This is a genomic window from Microbacterium sp. GQ128 (genome assembly GCF_059758615.1).
This window is the reverse complement of the sequence record NZ_JCAXDY010000001.1, coordinates 706379-731618: the sequence shown is the minus strand read 5'-3', so window position 1 is coordinate 731618 and position 25240 is coordinate 706379. Positions and strand designations below refer to the sequence as shown.

At 68.6% G+C, this 25240-nt stretch carries 22 protein-coding genes and 1 tRNA gene; 18 read left to right on the top strand and 5 right to left on the bottom strand.

Translation table 11 applies throughout. The features are described from left to right. Window positions 1–4 precede the first annotated feature (4 nt). Genes AC6CHX_RS03570 through ilvC form a run of 3 tightly spaced genes read left to right on the top strand, consistent with a single transcriptional unit; the run spans window position 5 to window position 3428 of the window. Window positions 5–1807 (top strand): acetolactate synthase large subunit, encoded by a 1803-nt coding sequence (locus tag AC6CHX_RS03570; protein WP_136043748.1) that lies wholly within the window; start codon window positions 5–7, stop codon window positions 1805–1807. A gap of 3 nt (window positions 1808–1810) precedes the next feature. After that, window positions 1811–2320: an acetolactate synthase small subunit gene (gene ilvN, locus AC6CHX_RS03565; protein WP_091027442.1), complete on the top strand. Its 510-nt coding sequence runs from the start codon at window positions 1811–1813 to the stop codon at window positions 2318–2320. Beyond that, window positions 2220–3428: a ketol-acid reductoisomerase gene (ilvC, locus tag AC6CHX_RS03560; RefSeq protein ID WP_498271647.1), complete on the top strand. Its 1209-nt coding sequence runs from the start codon at window positions 2220–2222 to the stop codon at window positions 3426–3428. The genes ilvN and ilvC overlap by 101 nt, the downstream gene beginning before the upstream one ends. Window positions 3429–3487: 59 nt before the next feature. On the opposite strand, the gene AC6CHX_RS03555 is transcribed toward ilvC, so the two are convergent. Then, the gene (locus AC6CHX_RS03555) at window positions 3488–6322 is read right to left on the bottom strand and encodes an FAD-binding and (Fe-S)-binding domain-containing protein (RefSeq protein ID WP_498271646.1); all 2835 of its coding nucleotides are present in this window, start codon (window positions 6320–6322) and stop codon (window positions 3488–3490) included. A gap of 72 nt (window positions 6323–6394) precedes the next feature. Here AC6CHX_RS03555 and AC6CHX_RS03550 point away from each other — a divergent pair, with 72 nt between their 5' ends. Then, window positions 6395–7057, top strand: coding sequence for a GntR family transcriptional regulator (locus AC6CHX_RS03550; RefSeq protein ID WP_498271645.1), 663 nt, complete (start codon window positions 6395–6397; stop codon window positions 7055–7057). A 13-nt stretch (window positions 7058–7070) separates the two neighbouring features. Here the strand turns inward: AC6CHX_RS03550 and AC6CHX_RS03545 are convergent, their stop codons facing one another. Continuing rightward, window positions 7071–8012, bottom strand: a complete 942-nt coding sequence (locus AC6CHX_RS03545; protein ID WP_498271644.1) for a hypothetical protein — start codon at window positions 8010–8012, stop codon at window positions 7071–7073. Window positions 8013–8097: 85 nt separating this feature from the next. On the opposite strand from AC6CHX_RS03545, the gene AC6CHX_RS03540 reads away from it, so the two are divergent. The 3 genes from AC6CHX_RS03540 (at window position 8098) to serA (ending at window position 10622) form a co-directional block, all read left to right on the top strand. Then, on the top strand, window positions 8098–8562 hold the full coding sequence (locus AC6CHX_RS03540; RefSeq protein ID WP_498271643.1) for a hypothetical protein: 465 nt from the start codon (window positions 8098–8100) through the stop codon (window positions 8560–8562). Next, window positions 8559–8894: a hypothetical protein gene (locus AC6CHX_RS03535; protein WP_376105347.1), complete on the top strand. Its 336-nt coding sequence runs from the start codon at window positions 8559–8561 to the stop codon at window positions 8892–8894. The genes AC6CHX_RS03540 and AC6CHX_RS03535 overlap by 4 nt, the downstream gene beginning before the upstream one ends. A gap of 123 nt (window positions 8895–9017) precedes the next feature. Then, entirely contained in the window at window positions 9018–10622 is a 1605-nt protein-coding gene (gene serA, locus AC6CHX_RS03530; protein ID WP_136043754.1) for a phosphoglycerate dehydrogenase, read from the top strand. 64 nt (window positions 10623–10686) lie between these two features. Here serA and AC6CHX_RS03525 read toward each other — a convergent pair whose 3' ends face one another. Further along, window positions 10687–11229: a TetR/AcrR family transcriptional regulator gene (locus AC6CHX_RS03525; RefSeq protein ID WP_498271642.1), complete on the bottom strand. Its 543-nt coding sequence runs from the start codon at window positions 11227–11229 to the stop codon at window positions 10687–10689. A 95-nt stretch (window positions 11230–11324) separates the two neighbouring features. Here AC6CHX_RS03525 and AC6CHX_RS03520 point away from each other — a divergent pair, with 95 nt between their 5' ends. The 11 genes from AC6CHX_RS03520 (at window position 11325) to AC6CHX_RS03470 (ending at window position 23646) form a co-directional block, all read left to right on the top strand. Further along, window positions 11325–12860 (top strand): MFS transporter, encoded by a 1536-nt coding sequence (locus tag AC6CHX_RS03520; RefSeq protein ID WP_136043756.1) that lies wholly within the window; start codon window positions 11325–11327, stop codon window positions 12858–12860. 79 nt (window positions 12861–12939) lie between these two features. Then, window positions 12940–13983: a 3-isopropylmalate dehydrogenase gene (locus AC6CHX_RS03515; RefSeq protein ID WP_498271641.1), complete on the top strand. Its 1044-nt coding sequence runs from the start codon at window positions 12940–12942 to the stop codon at window positions 13981–13983. Between the two features lie 60 nt (window positions 13984–14043). Continuing rightward, window positions 14044–15144, top strand: a complete 1101-nt coding sequence (locus AC6CHX_RS03510) for a branched-chain amino acid aminotransferase (RefSeq protein WP_136043758.1) — start codon at window positions 14044–14046, stop codon at window positions 15142–15144. 830 nt (window positions 15145–15974) lie between these two features. Then, entirely contained in the window at window positions 15975–16304 is a 330-nt protein-coding gene (locus tag AC6CHX_RS03505) for a hypothetical protein (RefSeq protein ID WP_452325671.1), read from the top strand. 169 nt (window positions 16305–16473) lie between these two features. Continuing rightward, on the top strand, window positions 16474–17250 hold the full coding sequence (locus AC6CHX_RS03500) for a fumarylacetoacetate hydrolase family protein (protein WP_452325670.1): 777 nt from the start codon (window positions 16474–16476) through the stop codon (window positions 17248–17250). Then, window positions 17247–18506 (top strand): MFS transporter, encoded by a 1260-nt coding sequence (locus AC6CHX_RS03495; RefSeq protein ID WP_498271640.1) that lies wholly within the window; start codon window positions 17247–17249, stop codon window positions 18504–18506. The genes AC6CHX_RS03500 and AC6CHX_RS03495 overlap by 4 nt, the downstream gene beginning before the upstream one ends. A 71-nt stretch (window positions 18507–18577) precedes the next feature. Next, window positions 18578–19267 (top strand): class I SAM-dependent methyltransferase, encoded by a 690-nt coding sequence (locus tag AC6CHX_RS03490; RefSeq protein ID WP_498271639.1) that lies wholly within the window; start codon window positions 18578–18580, stop codon window positions 19265–19267. Window positions 19268–19320: 53 nt separating this feature from the next. Further along, window positions 19321–20826 carry a glutamate--tRNA ligase gene (gene gltX, locus AC6CHX_RS03485; protein ID WP_498271638.1) on the top strand — a complete coding sequence of 502 codons (1506 nt, stop codon included), beginning with the start codon at window positions 19321–19323 and terminating at the stop codon, window positions 20824–20826. Between the two features lie 98 nt (window positions 20827–20924). Then, window positions 20925–20996, top strand: a tRNA-Gln gene (locus AC6CHX_RS03480). A gap of 236 nt (window positions 20997–21232) precedes the next feature. Further along, window positions 21233–22507: an MFS transporter gene (locus AC6CHX_RS03475; RefSeq protein WP_498272025.1), complete on the top strand. Its 1275-nt coding sequence runs from the start codon at window positions 21233–21235 to the stop codon at window positions 22505–22507. 125 nt (window positions 22508–22632) lie between these two features. Further along, the gene (locus AC6CHX_RS03470; RefSeq protein ID WP_136043765.1) at window positions 22633–23646 is read left to right on the top strand and encodes a DNA topoisomerase IB; all 1014 of its coding nucleotides are present in this window, start codon (window positions 22633–22635) and stop codon (window positions 23644–23646) included. Here AC6CHX_RS03470 and AC6CHX_RS03465 read toward each other — a convergent pair. Together AC6CHX_RS03465 and AC6CHX_RS03460 are read right to left on the bottom strand one after the other, a co-directional pair. Further along, complete coding sequence (locus AC6CHX_RS03465) at window positions 23612–24619, bottom strand: hypothetical protein (protein WP_498271637.1); 1008 nt, start codon at window positions 24617–24619, stop codon at window positions 23612–23614. The genes AC6CHX_RS03470 and AC6CHX_RS03465 overlap by 35 nt on opposite strands. Before the next feature lie 2 nt (window positions 24620–24621). Then, window positions 24622–25119: a hypothetical protein gene (locus tag AC6CHX_RS03460; protein WP_136043767.1), complete on the bottom strand. Its 498-nt coding sequence runs from the start codon at window positions 25117–25119 to the stop codon at window positions 24622–24624. Window positions 25120–25240 lie beyond the last annotated feature (121 nt).

The window sequence follows — 25240 nt, the reverse complement described above, 5'->3', positions numbered from 1 at the left end:
AGTCATGACTGCTGACTCCGCCCCGGCTGTGCCGAGGCCGCCCGCCCGTCAATCCTCTGCTCCGGAGATCACCGGCGCCGAGGCCGTCGTCCGCTCGCTCGAGCTGCTCGGTGTCACCGATGTCTTCGGTCTTCCCGGCGGCGCGATCCTCCCGGTGTACGACCCGCTGATGGATGCCGAGGATCTGCGGCACATTTTGGTGCGGCACGAGCAGGGGGCCGGGCACGCGGCCGAGGGCTACGCCTCGGCTTCGGGCAAGGTGGGCGTGTGCATCGCGACCTCCGGTCCCGGTGCCACGAACCTCGTCACCGCCATCGCCGACGCCTACATGGACTCGGTGCCGATGCTGGCCATCACCGGCCAGGTGTTCTCGACGCTGATGGGAACCGATGCGTTCCAGGAAGCCGACATCGTGGGCATCACGATGCCGATCACCAAGCACTCGTTCCTGGTGAAGGACGCTGCCGACATCCCGGGCGCGATCGCCGCGGCCTACGAGATCGCCGGCACCGGTCGTCCCGGTCCGGTGCTCGTCGACATCACGAAGGATGCGCAGCAGGCCACCGCGCCGTTCGTGTGGCCGCCCAAGATCGATCTCCCCGGCTACCGACCGGTGACCAAGGCGCACGGCAAGCAGATCCAGGCCGCCGCGACCCTGCTCGCCGAGGCCAAGAAGCCGGTGCTGTACGTCGGCGGCGGCGTGATCCGCGGCAAGGCGTCGGCGGAGCTCCTCGAACTCGCGGAGTCCACTGGTGCGCCCGTGGTCACCACGCTGATGGCTCGCGGCGCGTTCCCGGACTCCCACCCGCAGCACCTCGGGATGCCCGGCATGCACGGCACCGTTCCCGCCGTGCTGGCGCTCCAGGAGGCCGACCTCCTCGTCTCCCTCGGTGCACGGTTCGATGACCGCGTGACAGGCAAGGCGGCGCTCTTCGCCCCGAACGCCAAGGTCGTGCACGTCGACATCGATCCGGCGGAGATCTCGAAGATCCGCACCGCGGATGTGCCGATCGTGGGCGACGTCCGCGATGTGCTGACGGACTTGGACGCCGCGTTCCGCGGTGCGACGGCCAGCGCGAAGCCCGACATCGAGGAGTGGTGGTCGTACCTCGACGGCCTCCGCACCGAGTTCCCGCTCGGCTACGCGCCGACCACCGACGGGCTCCTCGCCCCGCAGTACGTGATCCAGCGCATCGGCGAACTCACGGGCCCCGAGGGCATCTACGCCTCGGGCGTCGGCCAACACCAGATGTGGGCGGCGCAGTTCATCAAGTACGAGCGCCCCAACGCCTGGCTGAACTCCGGCGGCGCCGGCACCATGGGCTACTCGGTCCCTGCGGCGATGGGTGCGAAGGTCGCAGAGCCCGGGCGGCACGTCTGGGCGATCGACGGCGACGGCTGCTTCCAGATGACCAATCAGGAGCTCGCGACCTGCGCGATCAACAACATCCCGATCAAGGTCGCGATCATCAACAACTCCTCGCTGGGCATGGTGCGCCAGTGGCAGACGCTGTTCTACGACGGCCGCCACTCGAACACCGACCTCAACACCGGGCACGGCACTGTTCGCATCCCCGACTTCGTGAAGCTCGCCGAGGCCTACGGGTGCCTGGCGATCCGCGTGGAGAAGGAGGAAGAGGTGGATGCCGCCATCCAGCTCGCGCTCGAGACGAACGACCGCCCCGTGGTGATCGACTTCGTCGTCAGCGCCGACTCCATGGTGTGGCCGATGGTCCCGCAGGGAGTCAGCAACAGCTATGTCCAGTACGCCCGCGAGCACGCGCCCGCCTTCGACGAGGAGGACTGATCCATGTCGACTCATGTGCTGAGCCTGCTGGTGGAGAACACCCCCGGCCTCCTCACCCGTGTCGCCGGGCTGTTCGCCCGTCGCGGCTTCAACATCGACTCCCTCGCCGTCGGCGTGACCGAGGTGCCCGGGATCTCCCGGATCACGGTCGTCGTCGACGTCGATGAGCTGCCGCTCGAGCAGGTCACGAAGCAGCTCAACAAGCTGATCAACGTGATCAAGATCGTCGAGCTCGACTTCTCGACCTCGGTCCAGCGCGAGCACATGCTCGTGAAGGTCCGCACCGACAACGCCACGCGCTCGAACGTGATCGAGGTGGTGAACCTCTTCCGCGCATCCGTGGTGGACTACGCCTCGGACGCGCTCGTGATCGAGGTGACCGGCGACAAGGGCAAGGTCGACGCGATGCTCCGTGCACTGGAACCCTTCGGCATCAAGGAGATCGCGCAGTCGGGTCTCCTCGCCATCGGGCGCGGCGGCAAGAGCATCACCGAGCGCGTCCTGCGCGGCTGACCGACCCGAGTCCCCACTTTTCGCCGCTTATGTAGCACGCGAAGCCAGACGAAACGCAAAGAACAAGGAGAAACACACCGTGAGCACCGAGATCTTCTACGACGCCGACGCAGACCTGTCCCTGATCCAGGGCAAGAAGGTCGCGATCGTCGGCTACGGCTCGCAGGGCCACGCCCACGCGCAGAACCTGCGCGACTCGGGCGTCGAGGTCGCCATCGCGCTGAAGGAGGGCTCCAAGTCCGCCGCGAAGGCCGAAGAGGCCGGCTTCCCCGTGAAGACCGTCGCCGAGGCCACCGAGTGGGCCGACGTGATCATGATCCTCGCGCCGGACCAGCACCAGCGCATCATCTACAGCGAGTCCATCGCGCCGAACCTCACGGCCGGCAAGACGCTCGCCTTCGCGCACGGCTTCAACATCCGCTTCGGTTACATCGACGCACCCGAGGGTGTCGACGTGATCCTGGTCGCCCCGAAGGCGCCGGGCCACACCGTTCGCCGCGAGTTCGTCGCCGGCCGTGGCATCCCGGACATCATCGCCGTGGAGCGCGACGCATCGGGTCACGCCTGGGACCTCGCCCTCTCCTACGCGAAGGCCATCGGCGGCACCCGCGCCGGCGTCATCAAGACGACCTTCACGGAAGAGACCGAGACCGACCTGTTCGGCGAGCAGGCCGTGCTCTGCGGCGGCGTGAGCCACCTGGTGCAGGCGGGCTTCGAGACGCTGACCGAGGCGGGCTACCAGCCGCAGATCGCCTACTTCGAGGTGCTGCACGAGCTCAAGCTCATCGTCGACCTGATGTGGGAGGGCGGCATCGCCAAGCAGCGCTGGTCGATCTCCGACACCGCCGAGTTCGGCGACTACGTCTCGGGCCCGCGCGTCATCGACGAGCGCGTCAAGGAGAGCATGCAGGGCGTGCTGGCCGACATCCAGTCGGGCGCCTTCGCGAAGCGCTTCATCGACGACCAGGACAACGGCGCGGAGGAGTTCCTCGCGCTGCGTGCCAAGGAGGAGCAGCACCCGATCGAGGTCACCGGCAAGGAGCTGCGTTCGCTCTTCGCCTGGAAGCAGCAGGACGAGGACTACGTCGACGGCAGTGCTGCGCGCTGATTCGATTCTCGAAAGAACGGGCGTCCCCTCGGGGGCGCCCGTTCTTCGTTTGCCGGGGGTCAGGGTCGTGTGAGTTCCGCGAGGATCTCGATGACATGGCGGTACGGGCGACCGGTGGCCCTGGTCATCCCGATCTCGCACGTCCGGTTCGCCGAGACGAAGGCATCGAAGCCGCCGCGCTCGCTCTCTGCGGCGGCGATCTCCGCGGACTCCTGCGCGGTCGCGCTGGCGGTGAGTTCCGGATGCAGCATCCCGCGGTCACCGGCGAAGGCGCAGCATCCCCAGCCCTCGGGGATGAACACGTCGTCCGCGACGGCGGCCGCGATCGCGGTCAGAGCTCCGGTCGCCCCGAGGGCCGTCGTCGAGCACGTCGGGTGCACGGCCACCGTCGGAAGCTTCGCGCGCACGGTCAGCCGCGGCAGCACCTCGCGGGCGACGTAGGTCGTCGCATCCTCGATCCGGAGCCCGGCGTACTTCGGGTTCGCCGCCACCGACTGCGCGAGCATCACATCGAGGCCCTCGGTGCAGGATGCCGCGTCGCACACGACGGGCAACTCGCCCTGCCGGCTCGCCTCCCAGAGGGAATCCAGCACCCGGTCGGACATGAGCCGGTAGCCGTCGAGGTGACCCTTCGACTTCCAGGGAGTGCCGCAGCAGAGGCCGCCGTTCTCCTCCGGGATCACGACGGGGATCCCGGCGCGGTCCAGCAGCTCTCGCAGCGCGTCCCTCGATCCCTGACCTTCGCCCTCCGCGCCGAACATGGTGCCGATGCACGCGCCGAAGAACACAGCCCTTGCGTCGCTCGGGGATTCGGGGCGCGGAGGTTTCGACCCGCCGCGGGGGAGTCCGCCGTCGTAGAGAGGGAGGGTGTCGGCGCCCAGCACCGCCCGTCCCACCTGGGTCACGCCACGGACCAGCGGAGCCGGCAGCGCGTCGGCGACCGTGAGGGCGACGCCACCGGCACGGGTGACCGTACTCCAGTGCTTCGCCGCCGTGCCCCACAGGGCTCCCTCGATCGCGTTCGACTGCTCCGCCCGCAGTCGGCGCACCAGGTCGCCCGTGTTGATGTCGACCGGACACGCGACGCCGCACATGCCGTCGACGGCGCAGGTCTGCACTCCGTCGTAGTCGTAGTCCTTCTGCAGCTCGCGCAGCAGCTCGGTATCGCCCTGCTCTTCGGCCCAGGCCATGTCGCGGCGGATCACGATGCGCTGACGCGGGGTGAGCGTGATGCTCTTGCTCGGACACGTCGGCTCGCAGTATCCGCACTCCACGCAGCGGTCGACCTCGTTCTCGACCGTGGGGACGCGCTTGAGGTCGTGCAGGTACGAGTCGGGATCATCCGAGAGCACGACGCCCGGATTGAGGATGCCGTCGGGATCGAGCAGCCGCTTGATCTCCCACATCATGTCCGTCAGCTCGTCGCCGTACTGGCGGCGCACGAACGGCGCCATGATGCGACCGGTTCCGTGCTCGGCCTTCAGCGAACCCTGCTGGGACAGCACCAGGTCGACCAGGTCGTCCGTGAACCGGCGGTAGCGGGCCACGCTGTCGGCGTCGTCGAAGCGCTCGTTGAGCAGGAAGTGGACGTTCCCGTCCTTCGCATGACCGAAGATGACCGAGCCCTCGTAGCCGTGCTCGGCGAACAGCTCGATCAGACGTTCACAGGTCGCGAGCAGGCGGGGGACAGGGACGACGATGTCTTCGAGCAGAGCGGTCGTGCCGGAGGGACGCGCTCCGGCCACCGCGGTGTAGAGGCCCTTGCGCACGTGCCACAGGGCGGCGCGCTCGGCGGCGTCCGTCGTGAGCCGGGGCGCCACGGCCAGCGGCAGCTCCTCGAAATGCGCCTGGGCGGCGGCAGTCGCCTCCGTGAGGGACGCGGCATCGGACGCGTGGACTTCGACGAGGAGGGCTGCATGCCCCTGGACGTCGATCGCCGCGATGGTCGCCGGAACATCGCTCAGCCCCTGTGCGACGCGGAGCGATGCGGCATCCATGAGTTCGATCGTCGCGAGGCCGAGACGTGTCAGATCGGGAAGCGCGGTCATGGCAGCGGACAGCGTCTCGAACACCAACAACCCGGTCGCGATCGCCGGACGCACCTCGATGGTGCGGAACCGTGCCTCGGCGACGAATGCGAGAGTGCCTTCGGAGCCGATGATGAGGTGCTCGAGGATGCGCACCGGATCGTCGAAGTCGAGCAGGGCGTTGAGGCCATATCCCATGGTGTTCTTCATCGAGAACTGCTGCCGGAGGAAGGCGACGTGTTCCGGCGAGGCGAGCAGCCGTGCGCGCAGAGCCAGGAGCCCGTCGGCGATCGCCGGTTCCGCGGCGCGGAGCAGCTCGTTCGCGTCAGGGCGTCCAGTGTCGAGGATCGTCCCGCTCGGGAGCACGATCGTCATCGATTCGATGGTCTGGTAGGAGTTCTCGGTGATGCCGCAGGCCATGCCGCTGGAGTTGTTGGCCACGACACCGCCGATCGTGCAGGCGATCTCACTCGCCGGGTCCGGGCCGAGTTTGCGGCGGTGGCGTGTCAGACGCGTGTTGACCTGGCGAACCGTGGCTCCGGGACCGACGCGGACGAATGCGCCGTCGCCCTCCACACGGATGCTGCGGAAGTGGCTGCGCGTATCGACGAGGATGTCGCCGCTGACACTCTGACCCGAGAGGCTCGTCCCACCGGAGCGGAAGGTCATCGTGCGTCCCGCGGCTCGCACCGCGCCGAATGCGCGCGCGACGCCCTCGGCATCCGCGGGGGAGAGCACCGCATCCGGGATGAGCAGGTAGTGGGAGGCGTCGTGTGCGCGGGCGAACCGGTCGATGGACCGGGAGTGCACCTCGGTCGTGGGGCCCAGCAGCGCGGGGTCCAGCGGTTCGGCGAGTGTGGTCGGCACGGTGCTCCTCTGCTCCGTCGAGAGATTGTCAGACAAGTGTACCGACGCCGGGGCGTTCGTTAGACTGACCGGATGACCACGACCTCGGACGCGCCGCTCGGCATCGTCGGCGTGGTCGACGCCGTCACCGCTCAGTTGCGCGGACGCATCCTCAGCGGGGAGATCCGCTCCGGTGCGCCCCTCACGGAGGCGGCCGTCTCGCAGACGTTCGGCGTGGCCCGGCCGAGCGCGAAGGCCGCCATCGAACAGCTCGTCGCCACCGGTCTGCTGGTGCGCACCGCTCATCGAAGCGCACGCGTCGTCGGGATCGACTCCGATACCGTGCGCGACGTCTATCGCACGAGGGTGAGGCTGGAGAGTGCGGCGCTGCGCGAGCTCGCCGTGATGGGGACGGTTCCCGATGCCGCCCGCGACGCCAACGCCGAGATCCTCGCGATGCCCGGTGGCCCCGACCCGGCGACCGTGGGCCCCGACCTCCGGTTCCATACCGCTCTCATCGACGCGCTCCAGAGCGAGCGGACCGGTCGGATGTACCGCAGTGTCCTCGACGAGGTGCGGCTGTGCATGGCGCAGGTGCAGGGGCGGCGCCTGCTCGATGCCGCAGTGATCGCCGCGCAGCACGCCGACATCCTCGACGCGGTCGAATCAGGGGAAGGCGAGCGTGCGGCCGCCCTTCTCGACGCACATCTCTCGTCAGCCGAGGAGAGGCTCGTCGAAGCGCTCGACGCCGACTAGAGAGTGCCGGCCGTCACTCGGCCGGGGCTTCCTCGACCACGATGGGTGCTTCGGCGGAATCCGCCCACTCCGGTGCAGGCAGGACGGTGTCGACCTGCCCCGCCTGGATCGCCCGCAGTGCCTCGGTGATCTCCTCGTCGTTCTCGGGAACGGGAAGGTCGCACGCACGCAGCTCCGAGGCGAACTGCAGCGTCAGTCGGTTCTTGCCCGCTTCCACGGCCTCCGCCGTCGTGCCGGTGATGATCTCGCTGCCGGTCTGGATCGCCGAAACCTCGTCGCAGACGTGATAGACCTTGCCGCCCTCGACCCAGACGACCTCGTCCTTGCCGAGCAGCTGGATCACGGCGGACTGGTCGGCCGTGTACTGCTCGACCGACGGCGGAGCGAAGTCCACGCCGAGGACGACGGCGAGAGCCGCGAGGGCCACTCCGACGATGCCGGCCGTCGTCTTCTGCCCCTTGTCCATGTCCTTATTGAGGAAGATCAGGATGACGAGCGGGAGGAAGGCGACGATCGCGATGATCGCACCGAGCTGGTTCTGCACGAAGAACCGAGTCTTGTCGGACTTGCGCGCTGGGTCGAGGCGGTTGGCCTTCTTCCAGAGCACCGATCCGGTGATCGAGAGTGCGGCGATCACGACCAGCAGCACGAGGAGGGCGATGAACGCCCACTGCGGGAACGTCGCGGTGACGCCCTGCTCTTCCAACAGGCCGGTATCGGGGTCACGGACGAGCTTCCCGTCCTCACCGACGAACTCCCGCTGACGCAGCAGCCAGAAGATGCCGACGGCTTCGCCGACGATCGCGATGGCCCACAGCCCGGCGGCGATCCAGCGGAAACGGGTCGCCTTCGCCTTGCTCTCAGGAGTGGGGACCCATCCGGCGGGCGGCTCGGTATTCGTGCTGCTCGCCGCAGGCTGCTCGACGTCGGCGTTCTTCTTGTCGCTGTCGGCCACGGTGCTCCCCTTTTCCCTCCGATGCCCGCCATACCGGCTCGAGGCAACCCCGAGCATAGTGGACCGGGTGTCCTACTCTGGGGAGATGACTTCCGATTCCGACGACGCCCTCAACTGGGAGGGCGACGAGGCCGCAGCGCCGAAGGATCGCGCGCTCCCGCACGGCTGGAACGCCGTGGGCAGGGGCAGCGAAGACGTGGGGAGGGTCGAGGAAGACGGCACCGTCACCGCCGCTGCGCCTGACGAGCCCGCCGGCCTGAGCACGCCGATGCTCCTGATCCTCGGGATCGTCGGCGGCGTCTATCTCCTGTACACGATCGGCTGGATCGTCGGCGGGCTACGTCTGAAGCCGCTGGCCTCGTTCCTCGTCGACGACGCGATGTTCCTGCCGTGGTTCGTGTTGGCGATCGCCGCGCCGGCGCTGTGGTTCCTCGCGACCTGGGTCCTGACCCGGGGGAGGGCCGCGTGGGTCCGCGTCGCCGTGCTACTCGCGGGCGTGGTCCTCCTCGTTCCCTGGCCCTTCGTCACCGTGGGGGTGATCGGATCGTGAGTGCGTCTTCCGCTCCTCAGCAGGTCTCGGCGGGTTCGCCTCGCTGGCTCGTCGGACTAGTCATCGGTCTGGCCGGGCTCTTCTACGCCTACGCGGTGTGGAACGCCGTCGCGCACCTGATCACGATGGCGCAGACCGGATTGACCGGAGGGGGATGGGCGACACTTCTGTTCGGCGTCGCGTTTCCCGCCATCGTCTTCGCCTTCGCGTTCGTGATCGGGCGACGACGCAATGTGGGAGAGCTCGCGCTGGTGTTCCTCGCGGGACTCGGCGTCGTCGCGGTCTTCTGGATGAGCCTCATCGCGCTCAGCCTGACGATGCCGAGCGCCTGAGTCGCTCACGGTCACACGGCACGGAGGCCCTCGAGCGCTCGGGTAGAGTTGACGCGATCGCGCCCCCATGGTGTGCGGCGCATCGGCCACTCCCGCCTGCCGCGCTGCCCCGAAGGATCCACTGTGCCGAAGCCCGTCGTGCTCATCGCCGAAGTACTCTCTCCCGCCACCATCGAGGCCCTGGGCCCCGACTTCGACGTCCGTGACGTCGATGGCACCGACCGCGAGGCGCTGTTCGCGGCGCTGGCGGATGCCGATGCCGTGCTCGTCCGCTCGGCGACCCGCATCGACGAGGAAGCGCTCACGCACGCGCCGAAGCTCAAGGTCGTCGCCCGTGCCGGAGTCGGCCTCGACAACGTCGACATCAAGGCGGCCACGGCTGCCGGCGTCATGGTCGTCAACGCGCCGACCTCCAACATCGTCTCCGCCGCCGAGCTCACGGTCGGCCACATCCTCAGCCTCGCCCGCCGCATCCCGGCCGCGCACGCCTCGCTCTCCGCAGGTGCGTGGAAACGCAGCTCCTTCACGGGAGCCGAGCTCTTCGAGAAGACGGTCGGCATCGTGGGTCTCGGCCGCATCGGTGCACTCGTCGCGGCGCGCCTTGCGGCGTTCGACATGCGCGTCGTGGCCTACGACCCCTACGTCACCTCGGCGCGCGCCCAGCAGCTGGGCGTGCAGCTCCTCTCGCTCGATGAGCTCGTCGCCGAGTCCGACTTCCTCACGATCCACATGCCCAAGACGCCGGAGACCACCGGCATGATCGGCGCCGAGCAGTTCAAGGCCATGAAGCCGACCGCCTTCGTCGTCAACGTCGCGCGCGGTGGCCTCATCGACGAAGAGGCACTGCACGCCGCCCTTGTCGCGGGGGAGATCGCCGGTGCGGGTCTCGACGTCTTCACGTCCGAGCCCCCGGCTGAGGGCGGTACCGCTCGTCCGCTGCTCGAGCTTCCCAACGTGGTCGTCACGCCTCACCTCGGCGCGAGCACCGAAGAAGCACAGGAGAAGGCCGGCGTCTCGGTCGCCCGCTCCGTGCGTCTCGCGCTCGGCGGAGACCTGGTGCCCGACGCTGTCAACGTGGCCGGCGGCGTCATCGATCCGTACGTGCGCCCCGGCATCTCGCTGGTCGAGAAGCTCGGTCAGATCTTCGCCTCGCTGGCGACCTCGCCGCTCACGAGCCTCGACGTCGAGGTGCACGGCGAGCTCAACGACTACGACGTGAGCGTGCTCAAGCTCGCCGCGCTGAAGGGTGTCTTCACGAACATCGTCAGCGAGACGGTGTCGTATGTGAACGCGCCGCTCCTCGCCGACCAGCGCGGCATCGCCGTGCGTCTGCTCAAGGACGACGTGAGCGACGAGTACCGCAACGTCATCACGCTCACCGGTGCCCTGTCCGACGGCTCGCAGCTCTCGGTCTCCGGCACGCTCACCGGTCCGAAGCAGACGGAGAAGCTCGTGGGCATCAACGACCACACGCTCGAGCTGCCGATCGAGAAGCACCACGTCGTGATGCTCTACACCGACCGCCCCGGCATCGTCGCGGTCTACGGTCAGAAGTTCGGCGAGGCGGGCATCAACATCGCCGGTATGCAGATCGCCCGCAAGGCGGCCGGCGCGCAGGCGCTCAGCGTGCTGACGCTGGACTCCCCGGTGTCCGACGAGCTGCTCGACGACGTGCGCGACGCGATCGACGCCGACCTGTTCCGTCAGATCGAGATCACCGAGGTCTGATCGGCGGCTTCAGACAAGAGGGCGGGAGCGTGATGCTCCCGCCCTCTTGCGTGTTCCGGTGCGGTCAGCCGGTCGCCTTCAGGACCAGCGCGATCAGCTCGGCGAGCTCGTCGCTGCGGGGGACCAATCGCTCGGGTCCGTGCACGTCGAGCGAATTGTTGAAATAGAGGCCGTCGCTGACCAGCATCACGAGGTCGAGGCTCGCCGTGTCCCGCACGTGCGGACGGATCGTCTCCGCCCAGCGGCGTCGGGTGTCGCGGAGCATGTCGGCTGCCGGTACGGATCCGCCCTGGGCGAGTCGGGTCGCGGCGATGAGCGCGCGGTCGAGCGCATCGTCCTCCATGACCGATGTGCGCACGTAGTAGGCGACGGGCCCTTCCTCGGCGGCGGACATCCGTTCCAGATCCAGAGTCGTCAGGCGGTCGAGGCGCTCCATCAGCCCGGCTTCGAGTTCGTCCTTCGAACCGAAGTGATAGAGCAGGCCCCCCTTGGAGACCCCCGCAGCCTTGGCCGTCGCGTCGAGCGTCGCGGCGCGTTCGCCGTCTTCGATGAGGATCGCTTCGAAGGCGTCGAGCACCTTCTCGCGGGCGAGGGGAGGTCGGGGCATCGTGGATCCTCTGCACAGGGAAGGGGCGGGAACTCTGTTACTATACCATCCGGACGGTTCACTAACCGTGCGATCAAGATTCTGAGAGGTGTTCCATGACCCGTACTGCGTCGATCCCGACGACAGAGACGGATGCTCCCCGCGTCGGAGCCCGAGGCTGGGCGGCCCTGATCGTCCTCATGCTGCCGGTGCTTCTGGTGTCGGTGGACAACACGGTGCTGAGCTTCGCGCTCCCGGAGATCTCCATCGCGCTCGCTCCCACCGGGGCCGAGCAGCTGTGGATCATCGACGTGTACCCGCTTGTGCTCGCCGGCCTCCTGGTGACGATGGGCACGTTGGGCGACCGCTTCGGCCGCCGGAAGATGCTGTTGATCGGCGCCACCGGTTTCGCCGCGGTCTCGGCCCTCGCTGCCTTCGCGCCCACGGCGGGGCTGCTCATCGCCGCCCGCGCGCTCCTCGGTTTCTTCGGGGCCATGCTGATGCCGTCGACCCTCTCACTGCTGCGCTCGATCTTCCAGAACCGCGACCAGCGTCGCATGGCGATCGCGGTGTGGGCGTCGGCGTTCTCCGCTGGGTCCGCGCTCGGCCCGATCGTGGGCGGATTCCTCCTCGAGCACTTCGCCTGGGGATCGGTCTTCCTCATCGCCGTCCCCGTGCTCATCCCGCTCCTGATCGCGGCACCGCTGCTCGTCCCGGAGAGCCGCGACCCGAACCCGGGCCGTATCGACCTGATCAGCATCGCGCTGTCGATGGCGACCATGATCCCCGTCGTCTACGCGATCAAGTCGCTGGCCGTCGACGGACCGAGCCTCACGGCCGGCGCCTGGGCTCTGCTCGGCTTCGGGATGGGGTACCTGTTCGTCCGTCGCCAGTTGCGCTCCCGGACGCCGATGCTCGACATGGCGCTGTTCCGGCGCGGTTCGTTCTCCGGGGCGATCCTGGTGAACCTGCTCAGCGTCGTCGCGCTCGTCGGCTTCCTCTACTTCGTGTCGCAGCATCTGCAGCTGGTCCTCGGGCTGTCGCCGATGATGGCGGGCTTGGCGCTCGTGCCCGGCATGCTCGCGATGATCGTCGCCGGCCTCTCGGTCGTGCCCGTCTCGCGCCGTGTCCCGCCGCACATCGTGATCCCGGTCGGACTCGCGTTCTCGGTGGCGGGCTACCTGATCGTGGCGTTCACGACCCATGAGCATGGCGTGCTCCCGCTCGTGGTCGCCTTCGTCGTGCTCGGCATCGGCATCGGCGCGGCCGAGACGATCTCCAACGAGCTGATCCTCTCCAGCGCCCCCGCCGCAAAGGCGGGTGCGGCGAGTGCCGTCTCCGAGACGGCCTACGAACTCGGCGCCGTGCTCGGCACCGCGGTGCTGGGCGGCATCATCACGGCGTTCTACCGTGGTGCACTCGTGCTTCCGGAGGGGCTGCCGGCCGACGTTGCGCACGCGGCGGGGGAGACCCTGGCCGGGGCCTACACCGCGGCGCAGGAGCTCCCCGCGGCGCTCGGCACGGCGCTCTGGGATGCCGCGGCCGCGGCGTTCGGCTCGGGCGTCATGGTGACGTCGCTGATCGGCGCCGGCCTCGTGGTCGTCGCCGGCGTCATCGCGGCCGTCACACTGCGCAAGGCCCCCTCGCACTGACCAGTACGCTGGGAGGACCGGCCCGCTCGACCTCGTCGGGCCCGGCCGGTCCATCCCCGTGCAGTGCGCAAGGAGTGTCATGTCGCGTGTCGTGAAGCTGGCCGTCATCCCCGGTGACGGCATCGGTCCCGAGGTCATCGCCGAGGCGGAGAAGGTGCTCGACGCCGTCACCGCCTCCAGCGGCGTGGTCTTCGACAAGACCCGTTTCTCGCTGGGCGCCGGACGCTTCCTCGAGACCGGCGACACCCTCACGGACGAAGACCTCGCGTCGATCTCGGCGAACGACGCGATCCTCCTCGGCGCGGTCGGCGGCACTCCGGGCGACCCGCGCCTGAAGGATGCGAACATCGAGCGGGGACTGCTGCTGAAGCTGCGCTTCACGCTCGACCACTACGTGAACCTGCGGCCGTCGAAGCTCTTCACCGGTGCCCCCGGCCCGCTGGCAGCTCCCGGAGAGATCGACTTCGTCGTGGTCCGCGAGGGCACGGAGGGTCCGTACGTCGGCAACGGGGGCGCGATCCGCAAGGGCACGCCGCAGGAGGTCGCGAACGAGACCTCGGTGAACACGGCCTTCGGTGTGGAGCGTGTCGTGCGCTACGCGTTCGAGCTCGCCGAGCGCCGTCGCAAGAAGCTGACGCTCGTGCACAAGACGAATGTCCTCGTGCACGCCGGCGCGATCTGGCAGCGCGTCGTGAACGAGGTCGCCGCCGCGCACCCCGACGTGGCCGTCGACTACCTGCACGTCGACGCAGCCACGATCTTCCTGGTCACCGATCCCGCGCGCTTCGATGTGATCGTCACCGACAACCTGTTCGGCGACATCCTCACCGACCTCGCCGGAGCCGTGACCGGCGGCATCGGCCTCGCCGCCTCGGGGAACATCAACCCCGACGGCGCGTTCCCCTCGATGTTCGAGCCCGTGCACGGTTCGGCGCCCGACATCGCTGGCCAGCAGAAGGCCGACCCGACCGCCGCGATCCTCTCGATCGCACTGCTGCTCGACCACCTCGGCCTCGCCGAAGAATCTGCTCGCGTGAGCGCCGCGGTCGAGGCCGATATCGCCGCCCGCTCCGGCGCGCGCACCACCGCGGAGATCGGCTCCGCGATCACTGCACGCCTCTGACTGCAGGCGTAGGCTGAACGGGCGCGAAGATGCGCCCACCCACGAGGAATGGATGATGAGATGACGACCATCGATGCCGAGGCGACCGTGGCTCCACTGGAGTTCCTCGTCATGAAGAACCTGAACGCTGTGTCACCCGACCGTCTCGCCGAGGCGCTGGAGAATCCGGGCTTCGGCGTGGTCTTCACCGATCACATGGTCGACATCTGCTGGTCCGCCAAGGGCGGGTGGCACCGTCCGCGCGTGCAGCCGTACGGTCCGATCCCGCTCGACCCCGCGGCATCCGTCCTGCACTACGCGCAGGAGATCTTCGAGGGCATCAAGGCCTACCGCCACGCCGACGGCTCGATCCACACGTTCCGCCCCGACCGCAACGCGGCGCGCCTGCAGGCCAGCGCCCGCCGACTCGCGCTGCCGGAACTCCCGACCGAGTACTTCATCCAGTCGCTGCGTGAGCTGATCGCCGTCGACGGCCGCTGGGTGCCGTCCGGCGCCGACCAGAGCCTCTACCTGCGGCCGTTCATGTTCGCCAAGGAGGCCTTCCTCGGCGTCCGCGCCGCGCAGAAGGTCGCCTACTACGTCATCGCCAGCCCCGCGGGCGCCTACTTCACCGGTGGTGTGAAGCCGGTGCGCATCTGGCTTTCCGAGGAGTACGCGCGCGCAGGCAAGGGCGGCACGGGCAAGGCGAAGACCGGCGGCAACTACGCGTCGAGCCTCCTCGCGCAGAGCGAGGCCAGCGCGAAGGGCTGCGACCAGGTCGTGTTCCTGAACGAGAAGCGCGACGTCGAGGAGCTCGGCGGCATGAACGTCGTCTTCGTCTTCAAGGACGGCCGCGTGGTGACCCCCGAGTCCGACAGCATCCTCGAGGGCATCACCCGCGACTCGCTGCTGCAGCTCGCAGAGGACCGCGGCTACACGGTCGAGAAGCGGCCGATCTCGATCGACGAGTGGCGCGAGGGTGTGGCCTCCGGCGACATCGTCGAGGTGTTCGCGTGCGGGACGGCCGCGGTCGTCACCCCGATCGGCGCACTCGTCGGCGACGGGTTCGACGAGCCGCAGCCGCTGGGCGAGCTCGCGCTTTCGCTGCGCGAAGAGCTGACCGACATCCAGTACGGCCGCCGGGAAGACAAGCACGGCTGGCTCCTGCGCCTCGACGCCTGAGCTCCTCCGCCGAGACCCCGCCTTTCCGTCGAGACCCCGCCTTCTCAACTCCAGGAAGGCGGGGTCTCGGCGTTTACTCGGGGCCTCGGCGGCCGCCAGTCCTCCTGCACATCGGTGATCTGCGTGGACGAGCCTGTGGACCCCGGGTTGTCCCGCATTCCGTGGGGCCAGAATGGTGGATGCCACGAAAAATCGACCTCGATCGCGCCGAGTGCCTGCTGCAGTCGCGGGAGGAGCTACTGCTTCGAGGATTCTCGGAGAGGACGCTGCGGGGCGCGGTCGATCGCGGTGCCCTGCGCCGTGTCCACCGGGGGCACTACATCGAGAGTGCCGCCTGGGAGGACCTTTGGCCGGAGGGACGGCAGCTGATTCGCCTTGTCGCAGTCCGGCGAGCGAGCCCAGGTGACGGTCCGGTGTTCTCGCACGCCTCCGCCGCGGCACTGTGGGGTCTGCCGTTGGTGGGACCGATCAGTGACGTCGTCCACACAGTTATCCGGGGTCGTCGCCACAGCCGCAGCGAGTCGGGGGTCGCGCGTCACGCCATATCGCTCGACACCGGGGACATCGTGCGGCACCACGGAATGCTCTGCACGTCGCTTGCGCGCACGGTCTTCGACGTCGCCCGAGTGCTTCGACCTGAGGCCGCGGTCGCCGCGGCGGATGCTGCTCTTCGGCTCGTCTCGGTACGGGGGCATGACATCGACCTCGAGGCCGACTCCGCCTGGCGAGATGATTTCCGAGGGAGGTGCGCCGCGGGGTTGCGTGGTGTTCGGCGCGCCAGATGGGTGGGGGACTTCGCGGACGGTCGAGCACAATTGCCGGGCGAGAGCGTGAGCAGACTTCAACTCCACCGGCTCGGGTTCCGAGACATCGAGCTTCAGGTGCCGATCGTGGGCGCAGCGGGAGCGGATTATTTCGCAGACTTCGGATTCCGCCGCTCCCGGGCATTCGGCGAGTTCGACGGTGAGGGCAAATACCTCGAGTCGGACCTGCGGCTCGCGCCCACGCCCGTAGACGCCGTCCTCGCGGAGAAGCGTCGTGAGGACGACATCCGCGGGGTCACCGGGTGGCGTGTCGTTCGCTGGGGCGGGGCGCACATCCGGACGGCGGAGGCTCTCGGCGCGCGGCTCGCCGCATTCGGCATTCGCCCGCCGGGGTGAATGCGCTCCGACGCCCCGGCTTCGCGTCGAAGCCCCGACCTACCGTCGTCTGAAACACGGGGCCTCGGCGTCAACATGGGGTCTCGGCAGCAGAAGCGGGAGGGGGCGGGGAGCGCGAGGGGGAGCGGGACCGCGAGGGGAAGCGGGAGCGCTCGCTAGGCTGGATGCCATGAAGATCGCCCGGTTCAGCCACGACGAAGCCATCATGTACGGGATCATCGACGAGCGCGAGCTCGTGGTGCTCGCCGGAGACCCGATGTTCACCGGGTACGAGACCACCGGCGCGCGTGTACCGCTCGCGGATGCTGCTCTGCTCGCCCCGGTGATCCCACGGTCGAAGGTGGTCTGCGTCGGCAAGAACTATCACGATCACGCGGCGGAGATGGGGGGAGTCGCTCCCGAGGAGCCGTTGCTCTTCCTGAAGCCCAACACCTCCGTGATCGGCCCCGGCGACGCGATCGTGCGTCCGACCCTTTCGGAGCGGACCGAGTACGAGGGCGAGCTCGTCGTCGTGATCGGGAAGATCGCGAAGAACGTGAAAGCCGAGAACGCGCTCGACTACGTGCTGGGTTACACGATCGGAAACGACGTGACTGCTCGTGACCTGCAGCGCAAAGACGGCCAGTGGTCCCGCGCGAAGGGCTTCGACACGTTCTGTCCCCTCGGCCCCGTGATCGAGACCGACTTCGACCCGGCGAACGCCACGATCGAGACGCGGGTGAACGGCGAGGTGCGGCAGCACGCGCCGCTCACCGACATGATCCACTCGGTGCCGGCGATCATCGAGTACGCCTCCGCCGTCTTCACGCTGCTGCCCGGTGACGTCATCATGACCGGTACCCCGGCCGGAGTCGGCACGTTCGAGGCGGGCGATGTGGTCGAGGTCGAGATCTCCGGGCTGGGCATCCTGCGCAACACCGCGCGCGACGCCGTCCCCGCGCCATGAGTGATGTCGCCCTGACGGCGGCGCAGCAGACGGCGGTCCAGCGACGCACCGTGCTGGTGCTGTCGGTCGGGCAGGTTCTCGGCGGCATCGCCTTCGGGGCCACGGTCTCACTCGGTGCGCTCCTGGCCGCGGACATCTCGGGGAACGATGCCCTCTCGGGCCTGGCGACGGCGTCGGTCACGCTGGGGGCGGCGGCGTGCGCGATCCCGCTCGCACGGCTCGCCGCGCGCGTCGGACGTCGGCGAGCACTCACCCTCGGCAACCTCTTCGCGCTGGTCGGCATCGCCGTCGTCATCCTCGCCGCTTCCCTGCGCGTCTTCCCCCTGCTGCTCGCCGGCATCCTGATGATCGGCGCCGGAAACGCGGGCAACCTGCAATCCCGATTCGCGGCGACCGACCTGGCAGCTCCGCAGCACCGGGGCCGTGATCTCTCGATCGTCGTCTGGTCGACGACCATCGGCGGCGTCGCCGGGCCCCTGCTCCTCGGACCCGGAGAGATCGTGGGGCAGGCGGTGGGCATGCCGCCGCAGACCGGCTCCTATCTCTTCTCGTTCGTCGCGCAGTGCGCGGCTCTGGTGCTGTACATCGTCGCCCTCCGACCGGATCCGCTGCTGGCAGCGCAGCGCCTCGCCAAGGTGGCGGCGGCGACGACCGGAGCGGTGGTGCTCGACCGTCCTCGCGTGGCCCGCTACGCGATCTTCGCGGTCGCCGGATCCCACGTGGTGATGGCATCCGTGATGGCAATGACCCCTGTGCACCTGTCGCACATGGCGCACGGTGCGCACGGCATGGCGGCCACCCCGGCCGATGTTTCTGCGCTCGTGGGAGTCACGATCGCCCTGCATGTCGGAGGCATGTACGCCCTGTCGCCGGTGTTCGGCGTGCTGGCCGACCGCTGGGGGCGGCTGCGCGTGGTGCTGCTGGGGCAGGCGCTGCTCGCCGGCGCACTGGCTTTCGCGGTGTTCACCGGCACGGAGGCGTGGGGCGTCATGGTCGCGCTCATCCTGCTGGGGCTGGGATGGAGTGCGGCGACGGTCGCCGGCGCCGCACTGCTCACCGAGGCTTCGGCGCCCGAGCTGCGCACCCGTCGGCAGGGGCGCAGCGACTCGCTGATGAGCCTGTCCGCGGCAGCAGGATCAGTGCTGGCCGGGGTCGTGCTGGCGAACTTCCAGTATGCGGGGCTCGGTGTGGCGGCGTTCATCCTGGTCATCGCGATCGTCGCGCTTTCTCCGCTGGCCCGCTCCGGCGCCCGATGAAGGACTGGGCCGGGGTCGGCGAGGCCTTCTCCGCCTCATACGCGGACCTCTGCGCCGGGACCTTCTCGACGATGCAACGCGCAGTCGGCGCGTCGAACGGTCGAAGCCTGCTCGATGTCGGTGCAGGCGACGGCCGGCTCGCTGCTGCCTGGGCAGATGCGGGGTGGATCGTCCGGTCGTGCGAGCCCGAGGCATCGATGCGTGCAGTGTCGCGGCGCCGCCATCCGCAGGTCGACACGGTCAGCGGGGCACTCCCGGATCTGCCGTTCGAGGACGGCGCGTTCGACGTGGTCGTCGCGAACTTCGTCCTGAATCACGTCGCATCTCCGCAGAGATCGGCAGCCGAGCTGCGACGCGTGAGCCGTGGCGCCGTGGTCGCGACGACGTGGACGCTCTCGCCGTCGTGGTTCTGGGCCGAGATCACGGAACGCGCCGGGGTGGAGCCGTTCGCCGGCGCGAAGCTCTCGGGCGCTGAGGACTTCGAGCGGACGGCAGACGGATTCGCGCGGATGCTGCGGGAGGCGGGCCTGGAGCGCGTCACCGTCGCCGAGCATGTTTGGACCTGGAACGCGGAGCCCGATGCGCTCTGGCTCTCGGTCGAAGGCGGAGTGGCCGGTGCGGGCGCTCTATACACCGGACTGAATGCGGGGGATCGTCGACGATTCCGCGCGGCGTTCGACCTCGTCATCGAGGAGCGGCGCACGGGTGGTGTTCTGCCCCTCGAGCACCGGGCAGCGATAGCCGTGGCGACGGCCGGCTGAGCGCCCACCACCCGCCAGCGGAGACGACCCCGCCCCCGTAGAATCGAAGGGCTATGGCTACCCCTCACCCCCTCACCACGACTGTCAGTGGTGCCGACGTCCGCGTCCGCTTCTGCCCATCGCCGACCGGGCTGCCGCACGTCGGCATGGTCCGCACGGCGCTCTACAACTGGGCGTACGCGCGCCACAACGGCGGGAAGATGGTGTTCCGCATCGAGGACACCGACGCCGCCCGCGACAGCGAGGAGAGCTTCCGTCAGCTCGTCGACGCGCTCACCTGGCTCAAGATCGACTGGGACGAGGGCGTCGAGGTCGGCGGACCGCATGCGCCCTACCGGCAGTCCGAGCGCCACGACATCTACCGCGGCGTGATCGACAAGCTCATCGCCACCGGAGCGCTGTACGAGAGCTACTCCACGGCGGAGGAGATCGACGCCCGCAACGAGGCCGCCGGCCGTGCCAAGCAGCTCGGTTACGACAACTTCGATCGCGACCTCACCGACGAGCAGAAGGCGGCGTTCCGCGCCGAGGGGCGTCAGCCCGCGCTGCGACTGCGCGTGCCGGACGAGGACCTCACCTACATCGACCTCATCCGCGGCGAGGTCACCTTCCCCGCCGGTTCGTTCCCCGACTTCGTGGTCGTGCGACCGAACGGCGTGCCGCTGTACACGTTCGTGAATCCCGTCGACGACGCGCTCATGGGCATCACACACGTGCTGCGCGGCGAAGACCTCATGCCGTCGACCGCGCGCCAGCTGTCGCTGTATGCGGCGCTGATCGAGGCCGGTGTCACGACGTTCGTGCCGCGCTTCGCCCACATGCCGCTCGTGCTCGGTGAGACCGGCAACAAGAAGCTCTCCAAGCGCGACCCGCAGGCCGACCTGTTCCTGCACCGTGACCGCGGTTTCATTCCGGAGGGTCTGCTCAACTACCTCGCGCTGCTCGGCTGGTCGATCGGCCCCGACCGCGACGTCTTCTCGCTGGACGAGTTCACGGCGGCATTCGACATCGTGAACGTGAACCCGAACCCGGCCCGCTTCGACCAGAAGAAGGCCGAGTCGATCAACGGCGACCACATCCGGATGCTGGGGGAGAAGGACTTCGCCGAGCGCACGATCCCGTATCTCGCCGCAGCCGGCCTCTTCGACGAGCCCACGCACGAGCAGCTGGTGATGGCCTTCCGTGTGGCACCGCTCGTGCAGGAGCGCGTACAACTGCTGGGCGAGGTCCCCGGCATGGTCGGCTTCCTGTTCGAGGACGAGGTGTCCTACGCCGAAGACGCCCTCAAGGGTCTGCCGGCGAATGCCGCCGAGGTTCTCGATGCGTGTGTCAGCGCTCTCGAGCCGGTGGAGGAGTTCACGCCCGAGAAGATCCAGGAGGCGTTGGCGACCGCGTTGGTCGAGCGGCTCGAGCTCAAGCCGCGCGTTGCCTACGGCCCGCCCCGCGTCGCGATCACGGGCCGCCGGATCTCTCCGCCGCTGTTCGAATCGATGGAGCTCCTCGGCAAGGAGGAGTCGCTGCGTCGTCTGCGCTCTCTGTCGGCGTTCCTCGGAAGCTGAGCGCGACGCGCCCGAGCGGCAGCAGACGCCGGTGGTTTTGGTGTTCGGCCGCCGCTCGGGTAGGCTTGATTCTCGGTGCGAGGCTCCTGTTTCGCCCTTGGGGTATGGTGTAATTGGCAACACGACGGTTTCTGGTTCCGTTATTCTTGGTTCGAGTCCAGGTACCCCAGCAAGACGAAAACCCCCGCTCAGGCGGGGGTTTCGTCGTTTCCGGAGGTCGGTTCTCTTGGTGCGGGGCGGCGTCACATGAGCAGCTGCAGCGGTTCTTCGATGCGGGCGAGAGTCCTCAGAAACTGGGCGCCGAGGGCTCCGTCGGATGCCGTGGCCAGCAGCCGTTTCGGCGGAGGGCGTTAACGCCCTGGTCGGCGATGTCCCCGGCATCCGGAAGAATGTCGAGGTGATCGGAATGAAGAGCTTCTGGAACGCCTTGCCCACCGAGGGGCGGTGGCTGCTGTCGACCGCGGCGATCCAGACGCTCGGACGCGGGATGACGCTGCCGTTCACCATCATCTACTTCCACGAGGTACGCGGCTTCGATCTCGGAGTCTCGGGTGCGCTGATGAGTCTCATCGCGATCACCGGCCTCATCGTGACGGGCCCCGGTGGAACACTCATCGACCGGTTCGGTGCACGTCGCGTCTTGGTCGTGGGCCTCCTGTCGATGATCGCCGGCTGCACGCTGCTGGCGTATGCGACCCATCCGGTCGTCGCCGCCGTCGCGGTGATGCTCATCGGAGTGAATTTCGGGGTCTCATGGCCCGGATTCAATGCCCTCATCGCCTCCGTGGTCGACGGAGAGGTGCGCCAACAATACTTCGGAGTCAACTTCGCGCTCGTAAATCTGGGTATCGGCGTGGGCGGGATCATCGGCGGCTTCTTCGTCGACGTCACCGACCCTTCGACGTTCACGACGATCTTCCTGGTCGATGCCGCGACCAGCTTGATCCCCCTCGCGCTGCTGCTAGGACCGCTGCGGCGCGTGCGGACACAGCATGAGGCCGAGGTCGGCGCGCCCCCGGTCGGCGGCTATCGCGAGATCCTGCGCCGACCTGCTGTCCTGTGGCTCACGCTTCTCACGTTCCTCGCGATTTTCATCGGCTACGGGCAGATGGAGGCCGGGCTGCCCGCTTTCGCCCGACAGGTCTCGGAAGTCTCGACCCAGGTCGTGGGTCTGGCCTTCGCCGTGAACACCGCGGTGATCGTGCTGTTGCAGTTCGCCGTTCTCGCACTCATCTCCGGCAAGAGACGCACCAGGGTCATGCAGTTCATGGCGCTCGTCTGGGCGCTGTCTTGGGTGGTGCTGGGCGCCACGGGGTTTCTCCCCGGCTCACTCGCGGCGGCGATCGGTGTGATCGCCTTCATGGGCATCTTCGCGTTCGGCGAGACGATGATGCAGCCCACGATCCCCGCCATCTACAACGATCTCGCCTCGGACCGCACGCGGGGCCGGTACAACGCCATCAACTCCGCTGCCTTCCAAGCGGGTGCCATCTCGGGTCCGCTCGTCGCCGGTGTGATGCTCGGCGGCGGCCTGGACGAGTGGTTCATCGGCGTGATGATCGCGGGGAGCCTCGCGATCGGAGTGCTGGCGCTCGTGCTCGAGCGATCCGTCACTCCTGCGGCGAACGGTGTATCCGTCACCGACGCCGCGGCCGAAGATTCATCGTCAGTTCGCTCCTGACGATGCCGCTCGCCGCGTTAAGCCCGGATATCGAATAGCACGGCGGGGCGTGCGACGCCACTCCCTACCGCTGTCTTGCCGGGACCTGCATCCTCGACGGAGACGACATCAGGGGAGGAACACGGATGGCCAGACTGGTTCGAGTCGCACCGGATGAGGATCCGGGGTTCCGGCGGGTTCGCTCGGGGTCGGGCTTCCGCTATGTCGACCCCGCAGGCGAGACCGCACCCGAGGCGGACCGCGAACGCATCAGCGATCTGGTCATCCCGCCCGCGTGGCACGACGTGTGGATCGCGGCGGACCCGCTCGCGCACATCCAGGCGGTGGGGATCGACGGCGCGGGGCGCAAGCAGTATCTGTATCACCCGCTGTGGCGCGTGAGTCGTGACCGGCGCAAGTTCGTGCGAGCGCTCGACCTCGCCGCCGCGCTTCCCAGCGCCAGAGCTCAGGTGACCAGGGCGCTCAAGGAAGAGGGGCAGACCAAGGAGCGCGCTCTGGCGATCGCCTTCCGCCTGCTCGACGACGCGGCGCTCCGCATCGGCTCCGAGCGTTACCTCGTGCGGCACGGCAGCCGTGGGCTCACGACGCTCCGCCGGCGCGACGTGCGCGTGTCCGGCAGCGACGTGGCGTTGTCGTTCCCCGCGAAGAGCGGCCGAACCGCCTCGATCGAGATCACCGACGAATCCCTCGCCGACGCGCTGACCGATTTCGCCGCGGGGAAGTCGGCAGCTTTCCTGCTGGCCTATCGACGCGGTCGCCGCCGCGTGCGCATCACCCCGGCCGAGGTCAACTCGTATCTTCGCGAGGTGACGGGGGCGTCTTTCACCGCCAAGGACTTCCGGACCCTGCACGGAACCGTCATCGCGGCCGATGCACTGGCGCGGATCGGCGAGCTCGACCGGCGCAAGGATCGGGACCAGGCTGAGCGGCTCGCCGTGCAAGCGGCCGCGACCGCTCTCGGGAACACGACCGCCGTCGCGCGCGGCAGCTACATCGATCCACGGGTCTTCCGCCAGTACGCACGCGGACGCACGCTCGACCTCTCGGTGACGCCGGAGACGGCCATCCGACGGCTCCTGGGTGGACCGGAGATCTCGAAGAAGGTCACCCGGCGAGCTGCAGCCAGACGACCGCGATGAGCATCGGGATGAGTGGCGTGACCACCGCGGCGATCACCGGCCACCACCGCACGCGGGTGTCCACGGTCCGGGCGCGCTCGGTGAGGGTGTCGCCTTCGCGGCGGTAGGACTGCGGATCGAGAGGTTCCGCGGCCTCGTCGCGGTACAACAGCGTCCGCCGTCCGAACCGATCGTGCAGCGCGGCGATCACGGTGAGGAACCTGCGGAGCTCGATCTCATTTGTGAGGTCGACCGCGGGAAGGTACAGGTGCAGCGTGCGGTCGACGATCTCCAGATCGAGGTCGGCGCTCTCATCGAGGAGGATCGCCATCAGATCGGGGGTGAGGACATACAGCGCGTCGGTCTCATAGCCGTGCGGAACCGACACCTCGAACACGTCGCTGAAGTCGCCCTCCAGCCGCAGCTGCGAGCGGCCGGTCGGTCGCCGCGGAAGCACGCTGAGCGCTCCGCCTCCCCGTCGCGAACGGAGCGTGATCCTCGGCGCTTCCGCGGGGAGGGGGATGCGCACCGCTCGCGCGGCGTGTGTCGTCGCTCCCTCTCGATCGCCGACGACGAAGATGCGCTCGACGCTGTCGAACGGGAGATCGGTGTGGAGCGCATCGAGATGATCCTGGGCGGTCCTGCTCCCGCGGTCGATCTGCTCATCGATGGATCCACCCCAGATGCGGTCGCCGACGTCTGCGCAGTACGCCCACCCGAGCGTGTGCGCGATGGCTTCGAGGTTGGCGCGTCGCCGCCGATGCTGCACGATCGTGAAGGTCGAGGAGACGACGAGTGCGGCGCCCGCGACGATCGTCCCCAGTTGCGCGAGCAGCAGGGCGGTGCCGTCGAGCCCGAACCCGACCGGCAGCAGATAGAAGGCGACGCTGCCGGCGATCGCCAGGTAGGCCGCCGACGCGGTGATCAGTCGGACGCCGCCCCGCACGCGGGTTCCTGCGTGCGGGGCGGGCATCGGGTCCGAGCGCGCGAGCACCGTCAGGGCTTGTAGACGATGGCGATGTTCAGCTGGCCCTTCTCGCGTGCCCAGGCGAGCCAGCGGGGTTCGTTCAGCCCGTTGAGACGCTGGATCGGGACGACGTAGATGCCCTGATCGATGCGGCTCAATGCGCGGAACTCCGGCTTCTTCGAGATCCAGATGGTGCCCCCGCCGTCCCACGGCTCGAGGCACGTGTACACATACCCGTGCTCGCGGAGATTGATCCGGTCGGTGAGACTCTCCGCCTCCTGCCGGAGCTCGGCGACGACGTCGGCGGGAACCGTTCCGTCGAGGGTGAACGCGGCGACGTCGTACACGTTGCCCTCGCCGAAGTCCCGCGTGGTGAGGATGGTCAACTCCGTGACCCCCTTGTCGGAGGTTCGGGTCCAGAGCGCGTGCGAGTTCTTCGCGCGCTTGTTCATCAGGAACCCGCCGAAGTTCACCTTCTGGAACGCGAAGTCGTCGAGCTTCGCGGCGATCTCTGCGCGTGTAGTCATGAGGGAGTCTCTCCTTGTCCGGGAGGTCGGGCGGCCTCTCCGTCGAGCGAGCCTAGGCGCCGGCGTCGAGGCGCCGTCGGACCCCGAACGAGTCCGAACGAAGCTCCGCGCAGACGCCGCC